We start from the raw sequence: 23,726 nt of genomic DNA on the forward strand, positions 1-23,726 counted from the left end.
ATCCTGACTATCGAATTTGAAGGACACCGCTGAATGACTGCCGAGCAAGACCGCGCCGCAAAAAAGAAGGCTATCGTCGATCGCCTCATGTCCCTTGAGGCCGAGGAGCTGGCAACCGCCAAAGCGCATTACGAAGCGTTCATGAAGGACTCGCAGCTCGACGACCGGGAAGGCCATGACAAGGACGACATTGCCGCCTCTCGTGAAAACGCCGACCTCGCAGCTGCGTTCGATGCGCCGGTTCATGCGCATCACGCGAAGATCGACGTGATCGAAAACACGAACTTCCGTCTGACCGATACCGTGGCTCCGGGGGCAGTGGTGAAGTTCAGCAACAGGAATTTCGTCGTCTGCGTATCGACGAGCCGGTTCGAGGTCGATGGCGAAACCTACATGGGCATCTCGACGCAAAGCCCGATCTACCTGGCCATGGCGGGCCTGCAGAAAGGCGAACTATTCACCCATAACGGCACCGAATTCGAGGTCGAAGACGTCCTTTGAATCCGCCCTTTGGCAGGTTGGCGAAGAACGCGCGCTACGACGCGCTTTCTTCACGTTGCGGATTGTCCCGTTCGGGGATGATCTGCTGTGCGATCCCCGCGCTGATCAGGTAGATGCTGGTCAGGACCAAACCCCAATGCGCCCAACTGTCGGGGTGGAAATCGACCCAGGCGGCCCAACCGGCGAAAAAGGTCCATGCAAAGGCCATCGGCAGCGTCAAGCCGCGCCAGCGTTGGGTGCGGACGGGGTGCACGAATTTCAGCGGCAGGAACATCGCGATCGATAGAACCGTCACCAGGCCCAGGCTGAAGTAGAAATTCGGCTCGAGCGCGAAGATCACGATGACGACCATGTTCCAGCAGCCGGGAAAGCCGGAAAAGGAATTGTCCTTGGTCTTCATGCGCGTATCGGCAAAATACAGCGCGCTGGCGAAAGTGATGACGATGATCGCGAACCATCCGGTCCACCCATCCATCAGGCCCGATTTGAACAGCGCAAAGGCCGGGATGAAGACATAGGTCAGGTAGTCGATGATCAGGTCAAGCAGCTCTCCGTCGAATTCGGGGGCGTATTTCTTGACATGGAAGTGCCGCGCAAGCGGACCGTCTATTCCATCCACGATGAAGGACACGACAAGCCACAGATACATCAGGCTCCATTTCTCATCGACTGCGGCAAGCATGGCCAGCATGGCGAACACTGCGCCGGTGGCGGTGAAGATATGGACGACAAGGGCTTTGAACTGGGGTGTCATGAGCCTGTCATTACCGAAAACCAAGCTGACTGCAAACGGTTGCGCCATTGGGCGCGCGGAAACGTTGCGGCTGTGTCCCTAGGCCTTCGGATGCGCGCGCTCGTAAACCTCCATCAGGCGCGCCGTATCGACCGCTGTGTAGGTTTGGGTGGTGGAGAGAGAGGCGTGCCCCAGCAGTTCCTGGATCGCCCGCAGATCACCGCCCGCTGCCAGCAGATGGGTGGCAAAGCTGTGCCGCATCGCGTGCGGCGTGGCCGACGCCGGCAGGCCGAGCTGCATCCGCGCCTTGGCCATCACGCCCTGGATTGCGCGTGGGTTCAATGCTCCACCGCGCACACCGCGAAACAGCGGCTCGGCTGGTTCCTGCGGGTGCGGACACAGGCGAAGGTAGTGGGCCACGGCTTCGCGCGCGGCGGGAATGACCGGGACGATCCTTTCCTTACCGCCCTTGCCGACGATCCGCAGGGTCTGCGGCAGCGGCGCGTCCGCACCGGTCAGGGATAAGGCCTCGGATATGCGCAGGCCGCAGCCATAGAGCAACGTGACCACCGCGACGTCGCGGGCGGAGGCCCAATCGCTGGCCGTTTGCAATTCGACGGTATCGATCATCGCGCGGGCGGCGTCCTCGGCCAGCGGTCGGGGCAGTTTCTTGCTGAATTTCGGAGCGCGCGTGGACAAAACGGCCGTGGGCTCGAACCCTTCGCGTTCTGCCAGCCAACGATAGAAGCTTTTGACGGCCGAGAGCTTGCGCGCCAGCGAACGGGCGCCAATGCCCGCACCACGCTGCTGCGCCATCCAGGCCCGCATGTCCGAAACGGTGATCCTCTCCAGCGCGGGCAAGCCTTCGCGAGCGCCGTGATGCACCGTCATGAAGGCCAGGAAATCGGCAACGTCCCCGCGATAGGCGGTCAGGGTGTTCTCGGCGCGGCCGGAAAGCGCCCTTTGACTCTCCAGCCAATGCTGAAGCGCGTCCCGGCAGGCGGGCGAGATCAGGTTCACGACAGCCAGTGGCGCATCGCGCGCTCGAACACTCCCGCGAAAAAGGTCAGAAGATCGGTGCCGAGCTGCGGCGTGAAATGGCGCGGATCGTTGGACCCGAGCGCGATCATGCCCGGAAGCCGACCCTGGCCGAGATCCAGCTTCAGGCAGGCTTCGGACCGGAGCTGGTCGCCGCGCTCGCCGTAGATCTGGCGCGATCCCCGCTGCATCTGCCGAAGCGTGACCTGACGCGGCGGGCCTTTGCGGTCGTGGGTAAGGTAGGCGTCGATGAAGCCGGGCTCGGCCACGCACAACACCCCGCCCATACGTTTGATCGCGGGGTCCTCGTCATCCAGAGTGGATTCGAGTACCAGCGTTATGGTGTCGATCCGCAGGATCTCGGCCACTTCTCCGTCGAGGTCGCTCAGGAATTCTTCGAAGTCCATCGGCTCCAGCATCCGCAGAATGGCCCGGTGGATCTGGTTGGTTCCGGCCAGGTTCTCGTACGCAGCTGCGATGACCGAGCGATGGGTGTCTTCGAGCCGGTCCAACCGGGCCTCGAGCCGCTCCATGGCGATGCCGCGCAGGTCGATGATGTTCTCGCCCAGAGCCCGCTCGTTGGCGGCGACAAGAGCCTGCATCAGGTCCTTGTCGTCCAGGATGGCGTCGGGTTTGGCGAGAATCGCCGCGCGAAGTTGGTCTTCGAGTTTTGGGCTGCTGCTCATGTCTGGTCCGTTATTCTTTTGTTGGTGGGACTTATAACATGGGATGTTCGGCTTGCCGCAGAAAAAAGTCCGGTTGGGAAATCTGTGTGTCTCTTGAGTCGCGCGCGGGTTTTCCGGTTGATTGTTGGACGCCTCGCGCATCGCTCAGGTTGAACCTCCACTCACAGCGCACGAGGCCCGCTATAAAAAACGGCGCGGGAGCGTTGGCTCCCGCGCCGTCCTCAAGCGAGGTATTCTTGGCGTCAGAGGATCTTCTGGCCTGTCTTGGCCCAGTCCGCCATGAACGCTTCCAGCCCCTTGTCGGTCAGCGGATGATCGGCCAGTTTCTTGATCACCGCTGGCGGTGCAGTGATCACGTCGGCGCCGATACGGGCGCTGTCGGCCACGTGGTTGACCGAGCGGATCGACGCGGCGAGGATTTCGGTCTCGTAGCCGTAGTTGTCATACACCTGGCGGATGTCGGCGATCAGGTCCATGCCATCGAGGTTGATGTCGTCCAGGCGCCCGATGAAGGGCGAGATGAAGGTCGCGCCGGCCTTGGCGGCCAGAATCGCCTGGTTGACCGAGAAGCACAGGGTGACATTGACCATCTGCCCTTCGCCGGTCAGCGTTTTGCAAGCTTTCAACCCGTCCCAGGTCAGCGGTACTTTCACGGCGATGTTCGGCGCGATCGCGGCCAGCTTGCGGCCCTCGGCGATCATGGCGTCGGCTTCGGTCGCCACGACTTCGGCCGAGACCGGACCGTCGACCAGGTCGCAGATCTCTTTCGTGACCTCGAGGATGTCGCGGCCGGATTTCAGGATCAGCGAGGGATTGGTTGTCACACCGTCCACCATGCCAAGATCGTTGAGTTCGGCGATCGCGTCGATCTCGGCGGTGTCTACAAAGAATTTCATGGGGGCAGTCCTTTGATGGGTTGGCCTCTGTCGCGCTTGCCTTTACCCCAAAGGAACACCTGCTGAAACCCCTGCTGAGGAATGGCGACAGTTGAGCGGACCGGAATACTTCGAACATGGCGAACTGGTGGCCGTTCTGACGACACAACCGCTGGACCGGACGCTCGATTACAAGGCTCCGGAAGGGGGCTGCTTCCTGGGCGCTTTCGTAGAGGTTCCGCTTGGGCCGCGCAAGGTTCTGGGAGTTGTCTGGGGGCAGGGGCAGGGCAATTTCGATCCCGCCAAGATCCGCTCGGTCATCCGGGTTCTGGAAGCGGCGCCGATGCGCGAGGAAATGCGCGCATTTCTCGGGCGGGCTGCGGATTACACGCTGACGCCTATGCCGGCGATGCTGCGGCTTGCGACCCGCGCGCCGGGGCTTGGCGATCCGCCGTCGATGCGCAAGATCTATCGGTTGGGTAGTGGTGCGCCCGAGCGGCTGACCGATGCCCGCACGCGGGTGCTTGAAGTCCTGCGGGACTATGGCGGTTTGGCCTTTACCTTGAAGGAGCTGGCGGAAATGGCCGGCGTCACGTCCTCGGTGATCAAGGGCCTCGTGAAGCAGGGCGCGGTGCGCGAGGAGGACAGCCCGCGCGATCTGCCTTATCCGGTTCTGGACCCTTATCTGCCGGGCAAGGAACTGACCGAGGATCAGTCGGCTGCGGCGGATGCCCTGTGCCGGTCCCTGCGCGGCGGACAATATGGCACGACGCTGCTGAAAGGTGTGACCGGCTCGGGAAAGACAGAGGTCTATCTTGAAGCCGTCGCCGAGTCCCTGCGCCTGGGCAAACAGGCGTTGGTGCTGTTGCCGGAAATCGCGCTGACGGCAGAATTCCTGAGCCGGGTCGAGGTGCGGTTCGGCGCGCGTCCGGCCGAATGGCACTCGGGCGCGACCATGACCGAGCGGCGGCGGGTCTGGCGCATGGTGGGGCAGGGCGACGCGCAACTGGTGGTGGGCGCTCGCTCGGCGCTGTTTCTGCCGTTTCGCGACCTTGGCCTGATCATCGTCGACGAAGAACATGACACCTCGTACAAACAGGAGGATGGCGTTCTCTACAACGCGCGGGACATGGCGGTCCTGCGTGCGGCGATCTGCGGGGCGCAGGTGGTTCTGGCCAGCGCCACGCCTTCGCTGGAAAGCTGGGCGAATGCGGAGGCGGGCAAATACGAACGTCTGGACCTCTCGGCCCGGTTCGGCGCTGCGGTTCTGCCGGAAATGAAGACGATCGACATGCGGGCCGAGCAGCTGCAGCCGGGCTCGTGGATTTCGCCGACCCTGCGCCAGGCAGTTCGCGCGCGGATGGACAGCGGCGAACAGTCGCTGTTGTTCATCAACCGCCGGGGATATGCGCCGGTCACGCTGTGCCGGGCCTGCGGTCAACAGATCGGTTGCGATCATTGCGACGCGCGGATGGTCGAACACCGGTTCCTCAAGCGCCTGATGTGCCACCAGTGCGGCGAGACCAAACCCATGCCTGACGCCTGCCCGTCCTGCGGGGTCGAGGGCAAGCTGGCGCCTGTCGGTCCCGGTATCGAACGTCTGGCAGAAGAGGCCGCGGCGACATTTCCTGAAGCCCGCATTGCCATGCTAAGTTCCGACCTGTTCGGATCGGCGCGTGCGCTCAAGGCCAAGATCGAGGAAATCGCCGAAGGAGATGCGGACCTGATCATCGGCACGCAGCTTGTCGCCAAGGGCCACAACTTTCCCAAGCTGACCCTGGTTGGCGTGATCGACGCGGATCTCGGGCTGCAGGGGTCGGATCTGCGCGCCGCCGAGCGTACCTTTCAGCTGATGCGCCAGGTTGCTGGCCGCGCCGGGCGGTCGGAACGTCCCGGCCAGGCGCTTCTGCAGACCTTTCAGCCCGAGCATCCGGTGATCCGGGCAATCCTGTCCGGAGACGAGGAAGGGTTCTGGCGGGCCGAGGCGGCGGGGCGGCAGGCAGCAGGTGTTCCCCCCTATGGGCGCATGGCCGGGATCATTCTGTCGGGTCCCGAGGTCGGCCCGGTCTTCGATATCGGCAATGCGCTCGCGCGCAACGATGGGCCGCTGCGGCAGGTCGGAGCCCAGGTTTTCGGCCCCGCTCCGGCTCCGATCGCGCGGATACGCGGACGGCACAGGGTGCGGCTGTTGGTCAAGGCGCCCAAGGGTGCTCCGCTGCAGGATGCCATTGCCCGCTGGATCGCGCCGGTCACGCTCAAGGGGGACATCCGGCTGGCTGTGGATATCGACCCGCAGAGTTTCTTCTGAGCGGGGTCAGGCCGTGACGGTTCCGGCCTTCTGATCCACCAGGTAGTCGGTCGCCATCGCGCCGATCCACATGCAGAACAGCGCGAGCCATGCCGTGCCGACAAAGATCGACCCGCCGGTGACACCTGCGCCGATGGCGCAACCACCGGCCAGCATGCCGCCAAACCCCATCAGAGCCGCGCCGATCATGGCCTTGCGCATGGTGACGGCATCGTCGAACGCCTGAAACCGCATTTCGCCCGCGAACCATGCGGCAAGCATCGCGCCGATGAAGACGCCGGGCACCAGTCCGACGTCGAATTCCAGGATGGCGTCGCGTTCAAGAAAGAACATCAGCGTGTGTGCCGACGGGCCGGTGAACGTTGCGCTTTCAATCTGGACCGGTTCGAAGGCCACTTGTGCAAGCGAATAGGTCAACACCCAGCCCACAGCGACGGCGAACCCGACGCCCGACGCAAAGATCAGCCGCGAAATGCCGATCCGTTGCCGATAGGCCAGCGCAAGCGCCGCGGCTGCGATAGCTACGCCGATGATCAGACCGCCGGCATGCGGGATGCCCAGGGCGGCGAGCAGATCCATGTTCCTCCCACCGTCGGTGATCCAGAGCGCCGCGATCCCGTCGCGCGCAGGGGAGAGGATGCCGGACAGGCTCATCTGCGCGACAACCGCAAAGATCAGCCCCGACACCACCGACCGGAGGTTGCCCGTCGCCGCCAGCACCAAAAGGCGTCCGGAACAGCCCCGCGCAAGGACCATGCCGGCGCCGAACATCAGCCCGCCGATGATCGCCCCGGACCAGCTGCCCGGCACCGCCATCATCCGCGCGTCGGCGGAGTCCATCAGCCCCAGAAGCTGTGCGCCCTGCACCCAGACCACCGCGGTCGAGAAAGTCAGCAGCCAGACCGCCACCTTGTCCTCGACCCGGCCGCGGGCGAATTCGACGGTCGCCGCGCGCAGACAGAACCGGGACCGCTGCGCGGCGATTCCGAAGGTGATACCGGTGATCAGGCCGAACAGGGCGGCGGTCGGCGCTTCTCCCATTCGTTCGACCAGGTTGACGAGGTCCACGGCACTCTCCCATCGCATTCACGCATTGCTATGTAATGCTTCAACCCGGCCTCTGCTTTGATGCAGATCAGATGTGCGCATACCGGATTCCTCTCGCCAAGGGACCCCGATCGGCGTAGAGGACATCTCATGATGAAACCCGTACCCCTGTCCGAGGCGCGGAATCTGCCTCTCTGGCGCCGTCCCGTCACGCTTCTGTTCGTCATGGCGGTGACCATGCCCATCGCATTCAACGCCTGGAACGCGCTGCTCAACAATTTCGTCATCGAAATGGCGGACTTCGACGGTGCGGATATCGGTCTTCTCCACACGGTGCGCGAGATCCCCGGCTTTCTGGCGATCGGGGTGATCGCGGTGATCCTTTTCATCCGCGAACAGGTTCTGGCGATGATCTCGCTGGTGCTGCTTGGGGTGGCCACGGCGGTCACGGCCTGGTTTCCCAACCTCGGCGGGTTGTTGTTCGTCACCCTCTTCAGTTCCATCGGGTTTCACTATTACGAGACGGTAAACCAGTCGCTGCAATTGCAATGGTTGCCCAAGGATCGTGCGCCGCAGGTCCTTGGATGGCTGGTTGCAGCGGGTTCGGCCGCGACGCTGGTGGTTTACGGGCTGATCGTCCTTACGTGGGAGAGGTTCGATCTGGCCTACAACACGGTCTTCATGGCGGCCGGCGGTCTGACCGTTCTGCTGGCGCTGTTCAGCCTCGTCGCCTACCCACAGTTCGATTCGCCGACGCCGCAGACCAAGAAACTGATCCTGCGCCGGCGGTACTGGCTGTATTACGCGCTGCAATTCATGGCCGGCGCGCGCCGGCAGATCTTTGTCGTTTTCGCGGGCTTCATGATGGTCGAGAAATTCGGCTTCAAAGTTCACGAATTGACCGGGCTTTATCTGATCAACCTGCTGATCAACATGTTGGTCGCGCCACTGCTGGGTAAGGCCGTCGCCAAGTTCGGTGAACGCCGCACTCTTATCTTCGAATATGCCGGGCTGGCCACGGTGTTCGCCGCGTATGGCGGCATCTACTGGTTCGGTTGGGGTGTCGTACTGGCGGCCATTCTCTACGTGATCGATCATATCCTGTTCGCACTGGCGCTGGCGCTGAAAACCTATTTCCAAAAGATTGCAGACCCCGCGGACATCGCCCCCACCGCGGCCGTGGCCTTCACGATCAACCACATCGCCGCGGTGTTCCTGCCGGTTCTGCTTGGGCTGCTTTGGGTGGTCTCGCCCGGGGCAGTGTTCGGTTTGGCGGCGGCGATGGCGCTGGTGTCGCTGTCGCTGTCCTTGCTGATCCCGCGCCACCCGGAACCGGGAAACGAAACGGTCTTCTCCCGATTTGCCCCGGCGCCGGCGGAATGAGCGCGCATGGCAAATAGAGGGCGGTTCCTGACCGGTTCGACCATGGGGCATGTGGTGCGCATGACCCTGGCGGGCGCCATGGGCATCACCTTTGTCTTTCTGGTGGACGCGGCCAACCTGTTCTGGATCGCGAAACTGCAACAGCCGCGGCTGATGGCGGCAATCGGATTTGCCTTTGCCATCCAGTTCCTGTCGGTCAGCGTCGGGATCGGTCTGATGATCGCCGCGACCGCCCTGATCTCGCGCCGGATCGGAGAGGGGCGGCGCGGCCTGGCACGCAGGCAAGCCACCAGCGCGATGTTCCTCGCCTTCCTGATCCAGAGCGCCGTTGGCCTGCTGATCCTGGCATTCCGCCACCAGATCGTGAGCCTTTCGGGCGCAGAGGGCGAGACCGCCGCGCTGGCCGCGCGCTATTTGTCCATCACCGTTCCTTCGCTGGGCATCATGGCGGCCGGAATGATCGCCAACGGCGCGCTGCGCGCCGAAGGAGATGCGATGCGCTCCATGTCAGTCACCCTGGCCTCGGGCGGAGTGGCCATGGTGATCGACCCGATCCTGATCTACGTGCTGGAGATGGGGTTGGACGGGGCGGCGTATGGCGTCGTGCTTTTCCGGTTCGTGATGTTCGGCATGGCTATTTATTTTGCGACGGTGCCGCATGACCTGCTGGCCCGCCCCAGATTGCGCGACTGTCTGGGAAGTTTGCGCCCCTATCTTCTGATTGCCGTTCCCGCGATCCTGACGCAACTTGCCGCGCCGGTCGGCAACTACATCCTGACGACGGTGATGGCCCCCTTTGGCGATCAGGCCATGGCCGGATGGGCGGTGGTCGGGCGGCTGACCGTGGTGGCCTTTGGCGGCATCTTTTCGCTGGCAGGGGCAATCGGCGGCATATTCGGCCAGAACTACGGAGCAAGGGAATTCGACCGCGTGAGATGTACCTATCGCGACTCGATCCTCTTCGGGCTTGGATACACGCTGGTGATGTGGGCAATCCTATTCATGGCGACACCGGCAATAGCGGGCTGGTTCGCGTTGCCGGACGCGGCGGTCAAGGTTCTGGCGGCATTCACGGTCGTCGGTGCGGGCGGATTCGTCTTTGCCTCGTTGCTGTTCGTTTCGAATGCGGCTTTCAATGCGCTGGGCCGGGCAAGGCGCGCGACCATGACCAACTGGACGCGGGACGTGGTGCTGACATTGCCGGCGGCCATATGGCTGGCCTCGACCTTTGGCGCGCCGGGCGTCATCTATGCCCAGGCGCTGTGCAGTCTGATCGTCGGGCTGGCTGCCTCGTTCTGGGGTTGGCGCTATGTCGGAACGCTGGGGCGCGAGACGCTGCCCAAGCTTGACCTCGCGCCGCCACGGTCCTACGCGCATCCTGACAGATTCAGGAGACGCTGATGCCGACATATACCGCTCTGACCACGCTGAAGGGCAAGGCCGCCGCCGAAGGGCTGGGCGAAGCGATGGAACGCCTGGACCCGGAACCCACCGGCGTTGGCATCTTCGAGGTCGAGGATGGGTCGGGATTGTGGGAGGTGGGCGGCTACTTCACCGACCCGCCGGACGACGCGGCGCTGGCGGTGCTTGCAGCGGCTTTCGGGTCCAAGCCCTTCGTCGTGTCTGAACTGCCCGAGACCGATTGGGTCGCGCATGTGCGGCGGGAACTGGCGCCGGTCGAGGCGGGCCGCTTCTTCGTCTATGGCAGCCACGACGCCGACAAGCTGCCCGAGGGGCGCGTGCCGCTGCTGATCGAAGCGGCGATGGCGTTCGGCACCGGCCATCACGGCACCACGCTTGGTTGCCTGAAAGCGCTGGACAAGTTGATTGAAGACGGTTTCGAGGCGTCGAAAGTGGCCGACATCGGATGCGGTACCGCGGTTCTGGCCATGGCTGCCGCTCGGATCTGGCAGGGTGATGTCCTGGCCAGCGACATCGACCAGGTCGCCGTAGATGTGGCCGAGGCGAACCTGCGCGCGAACGGGATGGAAGGGGCCGTCCGTTGTCTTGAAGCGGCGGGATTCGACCATCCCGAGTTGCGGGCCGCCGGTCCGTTCGACCTGATCTTCGCCAATATCCTCAAAGGTCCCTTGGTGGCCCTGGCGCCCGAGGTGGCCGCGAATCTGCAGGCCGGCGCACATGCGATCCTGTCGGGAATACTCAATGAACAGGCGGATGACGTCATATCGGTTTATTTCGAGAACGGCGTCAATCTGTGTGCGCGGGACCAGATTGGTGAGTGGACGACGCTGATTTTAAGGAAACAGGGCGCGAATTAGACGCTTTCAGGGAGTTTTCTGGTTTTCCGCCACGGTTTTGTCGCATTGTTTCAGTACCGTCCTTGAATTTGATGGGGGGCGGTTTGGAGGCTGCCATGACCGGAAAACAACTGGAATTCGACCAGCGCGTTCATCGCTTGAACAAGAAGCACCAGAAGATGTCGCGCGGCTACCGTACGCAGGTCCGCTCGGACGGCCTGGTCGTCATGAAACCCTACCGGGTTCGCTCGGCGATCCCGACGCGGGTGATCGTCATGGCGCTCTGCGCGTTCTTTGCGTTCAAGGCATTCCTGCTGTCGACCATAGGAGCGACTTCCTATGACGAGCGCGTTCAACGGCTGAGCAACGGAACGCCGGTGGAAAAGGCAGGCGCTTGGGTGATGCAGGCCGAACCCGTATCCGAGTTCCTGGCTGCGCAATTCACCAAGGTTCTCCGCTAGGAAAAAGAAAAACGCCGTGTGAGGGAGGTCACGCGGCGTTTTCTTTTCGCCCCCGAGGGAGGAGAGGGGCAATGAGTGAGTGGTTGGCTTAACGCCGGCCTTCGGCCACGACGTCGATGTCGCCGCGGCAGAGACCGATATCTTCCAGTTCACGGTCGGTCAGACCGGCCAGCGCGTTGCGGGTAACGCGGGCGTCGTTCCATTCCACAACGGCGTTCACGACCGATGCGAAGATTGCGCCGATACGGCCTGCAAGGCCGAACGAGCCGGTGGTGGCGCGGGTGGTGTCCAGTGCAGCCATATCCTGTTCCTTTCCGATTGGAGCTACTATTCCGTTCTTTCAGTGAGCGGGCATCTAGTCGCGCCGGATCGACTGTGCAAGTGCAGAAAATGCATGTGTGCCATGCGTTTCCTGCAATGGTTTGGCAGCGCGCAATACCTTTGAAACATTGGCCTTTTTCACGGTTTCCGGATGTCGATTCCGAACCGCCGAACGGCGCATTTGGCCCGGAATGTCGTGTTTCGGACAGTTCCGTCGTTTTCGTGCGTGAGGTCAAATCGCTTGGAAAATGTTCTCGGTTCGTGCTAATTCGGAACAAAAGAACCATAACCCGAGCAGGCCGAGGCGAAACATGCGGATTCTGGGCATTGATCCGGGGTTGAGAACCCTGGGATGGGGCGTCATCGAATCGCATGGCAGCCGCCTTAGCCATGTCGCCAACGGGCTGTGCCACTCCGACGGCGACGATTTGGGTGAACGCCTCTTGTCTCTTCACAACCAGATCGTCGAGGTCATCGCCGAGTTTGCGCCGGATCAGGCCGCGATCGAACAGACTTTCGTGAACAAGGATGGCGCTGGAACGCTCAAGCTGGGGCAGGCGCGGGGGGTGGCGCTGCTGACGCTGGCGCAGGCAGGACTGCCGGTCGGGGAATACGCGCCCAACCGGGTCAAGAAGACGGTGGTCGGCGTCGGTCATGCGGAAAAGGAGCAGGTCCTGCACATGGTCAAGCTGCAACTGCCGGGGTGCCAGCCGAAAGGGGCGGACGCTGCCGACGCGCTGGCGATCGCCATTTGCCACGCCTACTACGGCAAGGCGCAGTTTGGGCGGCCGAAGGAGGCGCGGGCATGATCGGCAAGTTGACAGGGCGTCTGGACTACCGCGCGGCAGATCACATCCTGATCGACGTGCGCGGGGTCGGGTACATCGTCTATTGCTCGGACCGGACCATGGCGGCATTGCCGGGCGTGGGCGAGGCGGTCGCGCTGTATACCGACATGGTGGTGCGCGAGGATCTGATGCAGCTTTACGGCTTCACGTCGCTTGTCGAGAAGGAATGGCACCGCCTTCTCTGCTCGGTGCAGGGCGTCGGGGCCAAGGTTTCGCTCGCGATCCTGGGGGCGCTTGGGCCCGATGGCGTCAGCCGGGCGATCGCTTTGGGCGACTGGGCGTCTGTCAAGGCCGCCAAGGGCGTCGGCCCCAAGACGGCGCAGCGGATCGTGCTTGACCTCAAGGACAAGGCCCCGGGCGTGATGGCGATGGGTGGAACCGTAGTCGATGCGATGGACGGCCCAGTCACCGACGTTTTGGAACCTGACGAGGCCGCGCCCGCTCCGGAACGCAAACCCGTCGCCAGGCAGCCGGTGGGAGCGGCGGCCGCGTCGGCAGGGGCCTTGTCCGCCCTGTCCAACCTGGGCTACGGCCCATCCGAGGCCGCAGCCGCTGTCGCCGAAGCCGCCGCCGCCACGCCCGAGGCGGGTGAGGCAGAGCTTATCCGCTCGGCGTTGCGGCTTTTGGCTCCGAAAGGGTGAATGAACGATGATCGACGCGGATCCCACCATAAGGCCGGAGCCTCTGCCCGAGGACAACGACCGCGCGCTGCGCCCGCAGGGGCTGGACGAATTCATCGGGCAGGCCGAGGCTCGGGCGAACCTGCGCATCTTCATCCAATCCGCCCGCCAACGCGGCGAGGCGATGGATCACACGCTGTTTCATGGACCGCCGGGTCTGGGCAAGACGACGCTGGCGCAGATCATGGCGCGGGAGCTGGGCGTGAATTTCCGCATGACGTCGGGCCCGGTGCTGGCCAAGGCGGGGGACCTTGCCGCGATCCTCACCAATCTCGAGGCGCGGGATGTTCTGTTCATAGACGAGATCCACCGGCTGAACCCGGCGGTAGAAGAAGTGTTGTACCCCGCGATGGAGGATTTCGAGCTTGATCTCGTGATCGGCGAGGGCCCCGCCGCGCGCACCGTGCGGATCGAGTTGCAGCCCTTCACGCTGGTGGGTGCGACCACGCGGATGGGGCTGTTGACCACGCCTCTGCGTGACCGGTTCGGCATCCCGACACGGCTGCAATTCTATACCGTCGACGAATTGCACGAGATCGTCACCCGGAACGCGCGCAAACTGGGGGCACCGGCGGAACTGGATGGCGCGCGCGAGATCGCGCGGCGCTCGCGCGGGACGCCCCGAATTGCCGGGCGCCTGCTGCGCCGGGTCGTTGACTTTGCCGTGGTCGAAGGGGACGGGCGGATCACCCGGGATCTGGCGGATAACGCCTTGACGCGACTTGGGGTGGACCATCTGGGTCTGGACGGGGCCGACCGCCGGTACCTACGCCTGATCGCCGAGAACTATTCGGGCGGACCGGTGGGAATTGAAACCCTGTCCGCAGCTTTGTCCGAAAGCCGGGACTCGCTGGAAGAAGTTATCGAGCCGTTCCTGCTGCAGCAGGGCCTGATCCAGCGCACGCCGCGCGGTCGGATGCTGGCGCAAAAGGCGTGGGAACACCTGGGCTTGCCGATGCCAAAACGGCAGAGCGATCTCTTTGGTTGAAGCCGCGCGCCGGAGATTTTATGCCTCCGGCGGGAGTATTTGCAAAATGATGAAGATCGGCGCGTGACACCACAAGAGATAGAAGCACTGTTCACCCGAGAAACCGGGGAATTCCTGTTTGCCCGTTGGGGTCGACCGATCGTGCCGGTCGTCTTTGGGGTCGAGGAGCAGACACTGTCGGTGGTCAAGGGGGCTTTCGAGGCGGTGGTGGCCTTGGCCGGGCACAAGATGGCCGAAACCGATCCGGAACTTGGCGCCAATTGCATGGTCTTCTTTTTTCGGGAATGGAACGAGCTGCTGGAGGTCCCAGACCTCGACCGGCTCATCCCGGACCTGGGCCCCTTGGTCGAGCGGCTGATCGAAGCGGGCGCCAACCAGTACCGCGTGTTCCGCTTCGAGGCGGATGGCGCGATCAAGGCGGCCTTCGTCTTCCTGCGCATGGATGAGCAGCTTCAGGCACTGCCGGCCGAGACCCTGGCGCTGAGCCAGGTCGCGCAGACCATCCTACTGTGGTCGGATACGGCGTTCCGAACGCAATCGCCCTTGGCGCTGGCGGGTGACGCGACGATCCTGCGCCCCGATATTGCCGGTCTCATACGTGCCGCCTATGATCCGGTCCTGCCGGGGGCGACGCGGGACAGCTCCCACGCGCTGAGGTTGTTCGCCCGCCTGGAGCGTCCGCAATGAAGCATGTCTTCCCCGTTCGCGTCTATTACGAAGACACCGACATGGGGGGCATCGTCTATCACGCGAACTATCTTCGCTACATCGAGCGCGCCCGTTCGGACTGGGTTCGGCGGCTGGGCAATGACCAGAACGCCATGCGCGACGCCGGGATCGTCTGGGTAGTCCGGAAAATCGAGGCAGAATACCTCTCGACCGCCAGGTTCGAGGACGATCTGACCGTCGAAACAGAAATCATGGCCCTGTCAGGGGCGCGGCTGACCATGGCGCAGGTGGTCCGGCGCGGTGACATCGACGTGTTCCGGGCGAATGTCACCGCCGTCTGCATGAACTCGGCCGGGAAACCGGTACGTCTGCCGGCAGAGATTCGCGCATTGCTGTAACATTTTCTGCAACAGCAGTGGTTCTGTTGGTATTTCCCCTTGAACTGCGTTAGCGTTCTGCAAAATAAGGCCGAACGAACAGGCCATAAGGCAGAAAAGAGCAGGTTCATGGAAGCTGAGACGCTGGCGCTGGCGCAGGAGATAGATTTCTCCATGTGGGGGCTGTTTGCCCGCGCGACCTTTATCGTGAAATTGGTGATGCTGATGCTAGTGGTGGCGTCCTTCTGGTCGTGGGCCATCATCATCCAGAAGCTGATCAACTACCGTTCGGCGCGGAGTGAGGCCGACGCTTTCGACGAGGTGTTCTGGTCCGGCAACCCGCTGGACGAACTGTTCGACCAGACCGGGCCGCAGCCCGAGGGAAGCTCTGAGAAGATCTTTGCGGCGGGCATGATCGAATGGCGGCGATCCCATCGCAATGACGGCGGCATGATCGCAGGCGCGCAGGCGCGCATCGACAGGTCGATGGATGTCGCGATCGCGAAGGAGACGGAGATCCTGCAGAAAGGACTGCCGGTCCTGGCCACCGTCGGCTCGACCGCACCCTTCATCGGGCTGTTCGGAACCGTCTGGGGGATCATGAACGCCTTCGTCGAGATCGCCGAACAACAGAACACCAACCTGGCCGTGGTGGCGCCAGGCATCGCCGAGGCGCTGCTGGCGACCGGCCTGGGCTTGCTGGCCGCCATTCCGGCGGTGATCTTCTACAACAAGCTGAGCGCGGACAGTGACCGGATCGTCGCGGGCTATGAAGCCTTCGCCGACGAATTCGCCACCATCCTCTCGCGCCAGTTGGACAGTTGAGCGATGGGCGCGGCGGTTCAACAGAGCGGGGGCGACGGTCGCAGGCGCGGGCGGCGTCGGGGCAGGGCGCGGCCCATGTCCGAAATCAACGTCACGCCTTTTGTGGACGTCATGCTGGTGCTGCTGATCATCTTCATGGTGGCGGCGCCGCTTTTGACGGTAGGCGTTCCGGTCGAATTGCCGAAGACCGCCGCCAGCGCCTTGCCGTCGGACACCGAAGAGCCGCTGACGGTCACCCTGACCGTTGATGGGCGGGTGCAGATCCAGACCACGGATGTCGCTCGCGAGGAATTGATCGGGAAGTTGCGCGCGATTGCGGCAGAACGCGCAAGTGACAAGGTGTTCCTGCGCGCAGACGGCGGGCTTCCCTATGAACAGGTGATGCAGGTCATGGGCGCGCTGAATGCCGGTGGGTTCTCCAATGTGGGCCTGGTGACCGATACCGGCGGGCCGACGTTGGACGGCGGCTGAGAGTGAGGCAGCGGTTTGCAGACCGGCACCAAGATCTCGGCGATTGCCCATGTGACTTTGGTCGGATGGGCGCTGTTCGGCGGCACCTTCCGGTCCGAACCGTTGCCGTTTGAGGTACAGGATGTGTCCGTGATTTCGGCCGAGGAATATGCAGCACTGTTCGCGCCCACGCCGGCGCCGGTGGTGTCCGACGCGCCGTCGGATCTGCAGGAACCGCCGAAACAGGACGACGAGGTGAAGGTGCCGGAGCAGACGGAAGTGCAGCAACCGCGCCCCGAGCCAGTCACTCCTCCGGAACCGCAGCCAGCGCCGGAAACGCAGCCCGAGGTCGTCGTGGACACGCCGGATCCCGAGGTGGTCGAGCAGACGCCGACACTGGTGCAGCCGGAACCCGAAGTTGTCGCCCTGCCGGTTCCGCCAGGCAAGAAACCGAAACCGCGCCCGGCCGAAAAGGTCGCGCCGCAGCCGGTCGCGCCGCCGCCGCCCGAAGCCAAGCCCGACGAAGTGGAAACCCCTCCGGTCGCCGACGAAAAGGGCGCTGACACGCCGCGCGAGCAGCAGGAGCAGACCGCGCCCGAGGAAGCCACCGATCAGATCGTGACCGAAGCCGAGCAAAGCAAGGAACTCGCGCCCGACCGGTCGCCACGCCCGCCTTCGAAACGTCCGCAACGGTCCGAGCCGGCACAAACCGCCGAAGTCGAGAAACCCGCCGAGCCCACAAAGCCCGTTGCCGAGGACAAGCCGTCGTCAAGCACGGATGATGCGGTCAAGGATGCATTGGCGGAAGCTCTGGGCGACGCGCAGCAGAGTGACACGACTCCGTCCGGCCCGCCACTGACCGGCGGCGAAAAGGACGCGCTGCGCGTGGCTGTTTCGAATTGCTGGAACGTGGGATCGCTGTCCACCGAGGCGCTCAAGACGACAGTGGTGGTCTCGGTCACCATGAACCGCGACGGCACGCCGGTCACCGACAGCATCCGGATGCTCGAAAGCTCGGGCGGTTCTTCCGGCGCCGCGAAACAGGCTTTCGACGCCGCGCGCCGTGCGATCATTCGCTGTGGCGCCAAAGGTTACGACCTGCCCGCTGACAAATATGACCAGTGGCAGGCAATCGAAATGACATTCAATCCCGAGAGGATGCGGATCAAATGATGAAATTCCTGACCAGCCTCTTCCTTGGCGCGGCCTTGCTGGCCGCGCCTGCACATGCGCAGGGCCAGCCGCTCCGGATCGTCATCGACGAGGGGGTTATCGAACCGATGCCCTTCGCGGTGCCGGATTTCGTGCCGGACAGCGCGGCGGCGGCGGACTATGCCAGGGAGATTTCCAGGGTGATCTCGGCCGACCTGACTGGAACCGGGCTGTTCCGCGAGATCTCCTCGGACGCCTTCATCAGCCGGGTCAGCAGTTTCGAGGCGCCGGTGCAGTTCGCCGATTGGAAGGCGATCAATGCGCAGGCTCTGGTGACCGGGGCGGTCAACGTTTCAGGCAACCGCCTGTCGGTGCGGTTCCGCATCTGGGATGTTTTCTCGGGCGCGGAATTGGGCAGCGGGCTGCAATTCGCCGGCACGACGGACGGATGGCGCCGCATGGCACACAAGGTCGCCGATCAGGTCTACAGCCGGATCACCGGCGAGGGCGCCTATTTCGACAGCCGGGTCGCCTTCGTGTCCGAAAGCGGTCCCAAGGATCAGCGCCGCAAGCGCCTGGCGATCATGGATTACGACGGCGCCAACGTGCAGTACCTGACCGACAGTTCCTCGATCGTGCTGGCGCCGCGGTTCTCGCCGGCGGGCGATCGGTTGCTCTACACCAGCTACGAAAGCGGCACGCCGCGCATCTACGTGCTGGACGTGAACCGGGTCCAGCGGCAGGTTCTGCCGACCCAGGAAGGCACGATGAGCTTTGCGCCCCGCTTTGCCCCGGACGGCAAGACGGTGCTCTATTCGCTGGCGCAAGGCGGAAACACGGATCTGTGGCGGATGGATATCTCCACGGGCAACAGCGTACGGCTGACCAGCGCCCCGTCCATCGAAACCGCACCCAGCTATTCGCCCGACGGCAGCCGGATCGTGTTCGAAAGCGATCGCTCGGGCACGCCGCAACTCTATGTCATGCCGGCGAATGGCGGCGAGGCGACGCGCATCAGTTTCGGGCAAGGGCGGTATGGTACTCCGGTCTGGTCGCCGCGCGGTGACCTGATCGCCTTCACCAAGCAGAACAAGGGCCGGTTCCATATCGGCGTGATGCGGATTGACGGCAGCGAAGAACGCCTGCTGACGGCATCCTTCCTTGATGAAGGGCCGACATGGTCGCCCAATGGCCGCGTGATCATGTTCACGCGGGAAACTCAGGGCGCAAGCGGTCAATCTTCGCTATATTCGGTGGACATTTCGGGGCGCAACCTGCGCCCGGTGCGGACGCCGGACGGCGCCAGCGATCCGTCCTGGTCGCCGCTGCAGAACTGACGAAAATCACACCGCCCGGTAGCGTTCCCATGAGCCTGGCGGTGTGGTAGACAGAGACAAAGAAACAATGGAAACGTGAGGCAACCGGAAATGAACATATTGGGCAAAATCACCGCCCTCGGCGCGCTGACGCTGATTGCGGCCTGCAGCAACAACGATCCGTCCTCGTGGGGCGACGGCAGCGGAACCGGCACCGGTATCGGTGGCAGCACGCTTGCGCCCGGATCGGTCAGTGATCCGCGCTCGCCGGCCTATTTCCAGCAGGCGGTCGGCGACCGTGTGCTCTTTGCCGTGGACCAGTCCACGTTGTCGCCCGAGGCGCAGTCCACGCTGCAGGCCCAGGCGCAATGGCTGATGGCCAACCCAGACTACTCGGCAACCATCGAAGGCCATGCGGACGAGCAGGGAACGCGCGAATACAACCTTGCGCTTGGCGCACGCCGGGCCAATGCGGCGCGCGAATACCTGATCTCGCGCGGCGTCGCGGGCAGCAGGCTGACGACCGTGAGCTACGGCAAGGAACGCCCGATCGAGATCTGCAGTGACGAATCCTGCTACACCAAGAACCGCCGGGCCGTCACGGTGCTGACCGGCGCAACCACGGGGTAAGTCGATGCGCATTGCGGCATTGGTTCTGATTGCGGCTGTCGCGACGGCGGGCATGGCCTGCGCGCAGGATCAGCAGACGCTTGCGGATATCCGGCAGGAACTGACGGTGCTGCACGTGGAGATCCAGCGCCTAAAGCGCGAATTCTCCACCACCGGCGCACCGTCGCCCAATCTGGCCGGCAGTTCGGTTCTGGAACGAGTCGACGCCATCGAGGCCGAATTGCAGCGCCTGACCAGCCTGACCGAACAGCTGAACCAGCGGATCGAGAATATCGTCGCCGACGGCACCAACCGGATCGGCGATCTCGAATTCCGGCTGGTCGAACTGGAAGGCGGCGATCTCGGCGCGCTGGGTGAGACGTCGACGTTGGGTGGTGATCAGGGCGGAACGTCCGTCGTCAGCACTCCCACGCCTGCCGTGCCCCCTGCCGGCGGCAGCGAAGAACTGGCCGTCGGTGAGCGCGCCGAATTCGATGCGGCGTCAAAGGCGCTGGACGAGGGGGATTTCCAGACCGCAGCCTCGCTGCTCGCCAATTTCGAGGCGAACTATCCCGGCAGCCCTCTGGCGCCCGAGGCCAACCTGAAACGCGGGCGGGCTCTGGAAGGGCTTGGCGACACGCGGGAGGCCGCGCGCGCCTTCCTCGCCAGTTTTACGGGTGACTCCGAGGGCCCGGTTGCGCCCCAGGCGCTTTTCGAACTGGGTGCAGCACTGGGCCGTCTTGGACAGATCGACCAGGCCTGCATCACGCTGGGCGAAGTTTCGGTGCGTTTTCCATCCTCGGACTCGGTTTCCAAGGCCAGCCAGGAAATGGCGGCGCTGGGCTGTACTTGACGGCAGGGGCCAAATCCCTTCGGGACGAGGTCCGCGCGCAGCTTCCGGACACCTTGCCGCGCCGCTTGGGTGTCGCCGTTTCGGGCGGCGGCGATTCGGTCGCTCTTCTTGACCTGCTGACCGGTCTGGCTGCGGATGAAGGCACGAAGCTGTTCGCCGCAACTGTGGATCACGGGTTGCGCGAGGGTTCATCGGAAGAAGCAGCGGGCGTTGCCCGATTGGCCGAACGTCTCGATGTGCCGCACGAGATCCTTCGGTGGAAGGGCTGGGACGGCTCCGGCAATCTTCAGGATCAAGCGCGGCAGGCGCGCTACGCATTGCTGACCGACTGGGCGCGGCAACATGACGTCGAGGCGGTCGCCCTGGGCCACACGGCGGATGATCAGGCCGAAACCGTGCTGATGCGCCTTGCGCGTTCCGCAGGTGTCACTGGTTTGGCGGCGATGCCGCATCAGCGAATGGAAAACGGTGTGCTGCTTGTGCGGCCTCTGCTCGGAATTACCCGCGCGCGCCTGCGTGACCACCTGCGTGAACGCGGGTTGTCCTGGGCCGAAGACCCGTCGAATCGGGATTTGCGGTTTGACCGGATCAAGGCCCGCGAAGCGTTGGCCGGGCTGGAACCGCTGGGGATCACCGCCGGAACACTTGCCCGGGTGGCGCAGAACATGGCACAGGCGCGCGACGCTTTGGAGCGGTGTACGCAGGAAACCGCCCGCAGGCTCGTGCGGATCGACGCGGGCGATGTTCTGGTGGATCGTAGCGGTTTTCTTGCGCTGCCCGAGGAGATTTCACGCCGCTTGCTGGTGGGCATCGTCAACTGGATCGGGGGCGGCACATATCCGCCGCGGAGCGGTGCGGTGCAACACACCCTGTCGGCGGTGAATGCGGACTTGCCCGGCGTGCTGGGCGGGTGCCTGGTTCTGCCGGCGGGAGGGGTCGTGCGTTTTTGCCGCGAATACAACGCTGTCCGGGACATCGTCGCGCAGCCGGGCCAGACATGGGACCGCCGCTGGGTCATCACGGGCCCGGCGACCCAAGGTGCGGTGGTTCGCGCCTTGGGCGAAGAGGGGTTGCGGCAGGTCCCGGATTGGCGAGACACCGGCCGCCCCTACGCGGTCCTGTCCGGCACGCCGGCGGTATGGAAGGGTGATGAAGTACTGGCCGCGCCTCTAGCTGGATTCGCGAACCATTGGCAGGCGGAACTGCCGGCAGGGGACGAAGAGTTCTTTGCTTTCCTTTTATCGCATTGAACCTGCCTCAATCATCTCTATTTTAAGGCACAAGTCGGCAGTCTCCTCCGAAGCCGAAAAGATTTGGGAGTATTTCCTTGGGCAACGCTCGTAACATCGCCTTCTGGGTCGTCCTGTTTCTGCTTATCCTCGCTCTGTTCAATCTGTTCAGCGGGTCGGGCGGAACGCTCCAGAGCCACGAAAAGACCTATTCCGAATTCGTCAGCGCCGTGGACGCGGGCGATGTCAGCAGGGTGACGCTGGATGGCGAGCAGATCCGGTATCGGACGAGCGACGGGCGCGACTACGTGACGATCAAGCCCACCGACGCCGAGGTTACCAAGCTTCTGATCGACAAGAACATCCCGGTGCGCGCCGAAAAGCAGCAGCAATCTGGGTTCCAGTCCTTCATCATCACATTGTTGCCGTTCCTGCTGCTGATCGGTGTCTGGGTCTATTTCATGAACCGGATGCAGGGCGGCGGCAAAGGCGGCGCGATGGGTTTTGGCAAGTCCAAGGCCAAGATGCTGACCGAAAAACATGGCCGCGTGACCTTTGATGACGTGGCGGGCATCGACGAAGCCAAAGAAGAACTGGAAGAGATCGTCGAATTCCTGCGCAACCCGCAGAAATTCTCGCGCCTTGGCGGCAAGATCCCCAAGGGCGCGCTGCTGGTCGGCCCTCCGGGCACCGGCAAGACGCTTCTGGCCCGCGCAATTGCGGGTGAGGCGGGCGTGCCGTTCTTCACGATCTCGGGCTCGGATTTCGTGGAAATGTTCGTGGGTGTCGGTGCTTCGCGGGTTCGCGACATGTTCGAACAGGCCAAGAAGAACGCCCCCTGCATCGTTTTCATCGACGAGATCGACGCCGTTGGGCGCCATCGCGGCGCCGGTTATGGCGGCGGCAACGACGAACGGGAACAGACCCTCAACCAGCTGCTGGTCGAGATGGACGGGTTCGAGGCCAATGAAGGCGTGATCATCCTTGCCGCGACCAATCGCAAGGACGTGCTGGACCCGGCGCTGCTGCGCCCGGGCCGGTTCGACCGCCAGGTGACGGTCGGCAATCCCGACATCAAGGGCCGCGAGAAAATTCTGGGTGTTCACGCCCGCAAGACACCTCTGGGACCTGACGTCGATCTGCGCATCATCGCGCGCGGCACCCCGGGGTTCTCGGGCGCCGATCTGGCGAACCTGGTCAACGAGGCTGCGCTGATGGCCGCACGCGTGGGCCGCCGCTTTGTCACCATGGAAGATTTCGAGAACGCCAAGGACAAGGTGATGATGGGGGCCGAGCGCCGCTCGATGGTGCTGACGGCCGATCAGAAGGAAAAGACCGCCTATCACGAAGCCGGTCACGCGGTCGTTGGGCTGGTCCTGCCGGAATGCGATCCGGTCTACAAGGCGACCATCATTCCGCGCGGCGGCGCGCTGGGCATGGTGGTCTCGCTGCCGGAAATGGACCGGCTGAACTGGCACAAGGACGAATGCGAGCAGAAGCTTGCCATGACCATGGCCGGCAAGGCTGCCGAGATCATCAAGTACGGCGAAAACCACGTGTCGAACGGCCCCGCCGGCGACATCCAGCAAGCCAGCCAGTTGGCGCGCGCCATGGTGATGCGCTGGGGCATGTCGGACAAGGTTGGCAACATCGACTACGCCGAGGCGCATGAGGGCTATAGCGGCAATACCGCCGGGTTCTCGGTTTCCGCTCATACCAAGGAACTGATCGAAGGCGAGGTCAAGCGCCTGATCCAGGAAGGATACGAACGCGCTCACGAGATCCTGATGGAACACAAGGAAGAATGGGAGCGTCTGGCGCAAGGGTTGCTGGAATACGAAACCCTGACCGGAGATGAGATCAAGCGCGTCATGAAAGGCGAGCCGCCCCAGGAAAACGACGACGAAAGCGACGACTCGGATGAGGGACGCGCGCCGAGCGTCACCGCTATTCCGAAGACCAAGGTCAAGAAGTCGCCCCCCGACGAAGGGATGGAGCCTGAACCCACTTCCTGATGATTTGCCAAAGACCCGGGTAATTCCGGGTCTTTCCCGTTTGACGACGCCCATCTCCTCAGAGAGAACAAGGCGTGAAGTCAAGTTGGCGAGAGCAGGGAGGC

Annotated in this window: 25 protein-coding genes; 19 read left to right on the forward strand and 6 right to left on the reverse strand. The window is 63.5% G+C overall.

All coding sequences use genetic code 11. The features are described 5' to 3' along the window. Positions 1–33 precede the first annotated feature (33 nt). The gene (locus FGK63_RS09390; protein ID WP_138841512.1) at positions 34–501 is read left to right on the forward strand and encodes a hypothetical protein; all 468 of its coding nucleotides are present in this window, start codon (positions 34–36) and stop codon (positions 499–501) included. Between the two features lie 34 nt (positions 502–535). On the opposite strand, the gene FGK63_RS09395 is transcribed toward FGK63_RS09390, so the two are convergent. From FGK63_RS09395 to fsa, 4 genes are all read right to left on the reverse strand, one after another. Next, positions 536–1,255: a CDP-alcohol phosphatidyltransferase family protein gene (locus FGK63_RS09395; RefSeq protein ID WP_138841514.1), complete on the reverse strand. Its 720-nt coding sequence runs from the start codon at positions 1,253–1,255 to the stop codon at positions 536–538. Between the two features lie 78 nt (positions 1,256–1,333). Further along, the gene (locus FGK63_RS09400) at positions 1,334–2,254 is read right to left on the reverse strand and encodes a tyrosine recombinase XerC (protein WP_138841515.1); all 921 of its coding nucleotides are present in this window, start codon (positions 2,252–2,254) and stop codon (positions 1,334–1,336) included. Beyond that, positions 2,251–2,958, reverse strand: coding sequence for a DUF484 family protein (locus tag FGK63_RS09405; RefSeq protein WP_138841517.1), 708 nt, complete (start codon positions 2,956–2,958; stop codon positions 2,251–2,253). Before FGK63_RS09405 ends, FGK63_RS09400 begins: the two co-directional genes overlap by 4 nt. Before the next feature lie 242 nt (positions 2,959–3,200). After that, the gene (gene fsa, locus FGK63_RS09410) at positions 3,201–3,854 is read right to left on the reverse strand and encodes a fructose-6-phosphate aldolase (RefSeq protein WP_138841519.1); all 654 of its coding nucleotides are present in this window, start codon (positions 3,852–3,854) and stop codon (positions 3,201–3,203) included. A gap of 91 nt (positions 3,855–3,945) precedes the next feature. Here fsa and FGK63_RS09415 point away from each other — a divergent pair, with 91 nt between their 5' ends. Next, positions 3,946–6,141 (forward strand): primosomal protein N', encoded by a 2,196-nt coding sequence (locus FGK63_RS09415; RefSeq protein ID WP_138841521.1) that lies wholly within the window; start codon positions 3,946–3,948, stop codon positions 6,139–6,141. 6 nt (positions 6,142–6,147) lie between these two features. Here FGK63_RS09415 and FGK63_RS09420 read toward each other — a convergent pair whose 3' ends face one another. Continuing rightward, complete coding sequence (locus FGK63_RS09420; protein WP_138841523.1) at positions 6,148–7,209, reverse strand: YeeE/YedE family protein; 1,062 nt, start codon at positions 7,207–7,209, stop codon at positions 6,148–6,150. A 129-nt stretch (positions 7,210–7,338) separates the two neighbouring features. Between FGK63_RS09420 and FGK63_RS09425 the strand changes: the two genes are divergently transcribed. From FGK63_RS09425 to FGK63_RS09440, 4 genes are all read left to right on the forward strand, one after another. Further along, complete coding sequence (locus FGK63_RS09425) at positions 7,339–8,571, forward strand: MFS transporter (protein WP_138841525.1); 1,233 nt, start codon at positions 7,339–7,341, stop codon at positions 8,569–8,571. A 6-nt stretch (positions 8,572–8,577) separates the two neighbouring features. Further along, the gene (locus FGK63_RS09430) at positions 8,578–9,972 is read left to right on the forward strand and encodes an MATE family efflux transporter (protein ID WP_246043993.1); all 1,395 of its coding nucleotides are present in this window, start codon (positions 8,578–8,580) and stop codon (positions 9,970–9,972) included. After that, positions 9,972–10,850, forward strand: coding sequence for a 50S ribosomal protein L11 methyltransferase (locus FGK63_RS09435; RefSeq protein ID WP_138841527.1), 879 nt, complete (start codon positions 9,972–9,974; stop codon positions 10,848–10,850). Before FGK63_RS09430 ends, FGK63_RS09435 begins: the two co-directional genes overlap by 1 nt. A 95-nt stretch (positions 10,851–10,945) precedes the next feature. Then, positions 10,946–11,290, forward strand: coding sequence for a hypothetical protein (locus FGK63_RS09440; RefSeq protein ID WP_138841529.1), 345 nt, complete (start codon positions 10,946–10,948; stop codon positions 11,288–11,290). Positions 11,291–11,378: 88 nt separating this feature from the next. Here FGK63_RS09440 and FGK63_RS09445 read toward each other — a convergent pair whose 3' ends face one another. Beyond that, on the reverse strand, positions 11,379–11,591 hold the full coding sequence (locus FGK63_RS09445; RefSeq protein WP_138841531.1) for a DUF1127 domain-containing protein: 213 nt from the start codon (positions 11,589–11,591) through the stop codon (positions 11,379–11,381). Positions 11,592–11,922: 331 nt separating this feature from the next. Between FGK63_RS09445 and ruvC the strand changes: the two genes are divergently transcribed. The 13 genes from ruvC (at position 11,923) to ftsH (ending at position 23,622) form a co-directional block, all read left to right on the forward strand. Next, on the forward strand, positions 11,923–12,420 hold the full coding sequence (ruvC, locus tag FGK63_RS09450) for a crossover junction endodeoxyribonuclease RuvC (RefSeq protein WP_138841533.1): 498 nt from the start codon (positions 11,923–11,925) through the stop codon (positions 12,418–12,420). Further along, a complete protein-coding gene (gene ruvA / locus FGK63_RS09455; protein WP_138841534.1) occupies positions 12,417–13,100 on the forward strand; it encodes a Holliday junction branch migration protein RuvA in 684 nt (227 codons plus the stop codon). The genes ruvC and ruvA overlap by 4 nt, the downstream gene beginning before the upstream one ends. 7 nt (positions 13,101–13,107) lie before the next feature. Then, entirely contained in the window at positions 13,108–14,127 is a 1,020-nt protein-coding gene (gene ruvB, locus FGK63_RS09460; RefSeq protein WP_138841536.1) for a Holliday junction branch migration DNA helicase RuvB, read from the forward strand. Between the two features lie 63 nt (positions 14,128–14,190). Then, positions 14,191–14,814 (forward strand): hypothetical protein, encoded by a 624-nt coding sequence (locus FGK63_RS09465; RefSeq protein ID WP_138841538.1) that lies wholly within the window; start codon positions 14,191–14,193, stop codon positions 14,812–14,814. Continuing rightward, positions 14,811–15,194: a tol-pal system-associated acyl-CoA thioesterase gene (gene ybgC, locus FGK63_RS09470; RefSeq protein ID WP_138841540.1), complete on the forward strand. Its 384-nt coding sequence runs from the start codon at positions 14,811–14,813 to the stop codon at positions 15,192–15,194. The genes FGK63_RS09465 and ybgC overlap by 4 nt, the downstream gene beginning before the upstream one ends. Positions 15,195–15,302: 108 nt before the next feature. After that, positions 15,303–15,998, forward strand: a complete 696-nt coding sequence (gene tolQ / locus FGK63_RS09475) for a protein TolQ (protein WP_138841542.1) — start codon at positions 15,303–15,305, stop codon at positions 15,996–15,998. 3 nt (positions 15,999–16,001) lie between these two features. Further along, positions 16,002–16,469, forward strand: a complete 468-nt coding sequence (gene tolR / locus FGK63_RS09480) for a protein TolR (protein ID WP_138841544.1) — start codon at positions 16,002–16,004, stop codon at positions 16,467–16,469. Positions 16,470–16,484: 15 nt separating this feature from the next. Then, the gene (locus tag FGK63_RS09485) at positions 16,485–17,621 is read left to right on the forward strand and encodes an energy transducer TonB (RefSeq protein WP_138841546.1); all 1,137 of its coding nucleotides are present in this window, start codon (positions 16,485–16,487) and stop codon (positions 17,619–17,621) included. Continuing rightward, a complete protein-coding gene (gene tolB / locus FGK63_RS09490) occupies positions 17,618–18,937 on the forward strand; it encodes a Tol-Pal system beta propeller repeat protein TolB (RefSeq protein ID WP_138841548.1) in 1,320 nt (439 codons plus the stop codon). The genes FGK63_RS09485 and tolB overlap by 4 nt, the downstream gene beginning before the upstream one ends. Positions 18,938–19,027: 90 nt before the next feature. Further along, positions 19,028–19,546, forward strand: a complete 519-nt coding sequence (pal, locus tag FGK63_RS09495) for a peptidoglycan-associated lipoprotein Pal (protein WP_138841550.1) — start codon at positions 19,028–19,030, stop codon at positions 19,544–19,546. 4 nt (positions 19,547–19,550) lie between these two features. Continuing rightward, the gene (gene ybgF, locus FGK63_RS09500; RefSeq protein ID WP_138841552.1) at positions 19,551–20,378 is read left to right on the forward strand and encodes a tol-pal system protein YbgF; all 828 of its coding nucleotides are present in this window, start codon (positions 19,551–19,553) and stop codon (positions 20,376–20,378) included. Further along, on the forward strand, positions 20,375–21,628 hold the full coding sequence (tilS, locus tag FGK63_RS09505) for a tRNA lysidine(34) synthetase TilS (protein WP_246043994.1): 1,254 nt from the start codon (positions 20,375–20,377) through the stop codon (positions 21,626–21,628). Before ybgF ends, tilS begins: the two co-directional genes overlap by 4 nt. Before the next feature lie 77 nt (positions 21,629–21,705). Further along, a complete protein-coding gene (ftsH, locus tag FGK63_RS09510) occupies positions 21,706–23,622 on the forward strand; it encodes an ATP-dependent zinc metalloprotease FtsH (protein ID WP_138841557.1) in 1,917 nt (638 codons plus the stop codon). The last annotated feature ends 104 nt before the right edge of the window (positions 23,623–23,726 follow it).

It is taken from the genome of Ruegeria sediminis (genome assembly GCF_005938215.1).
Taxonomy (GTDB): Bacteria; Pseudomonadota; Alphaproteobacteria; order Rhodobacterales; family Rhodobacteraceae; genus Ruegeria; species Ruegeria sediminis.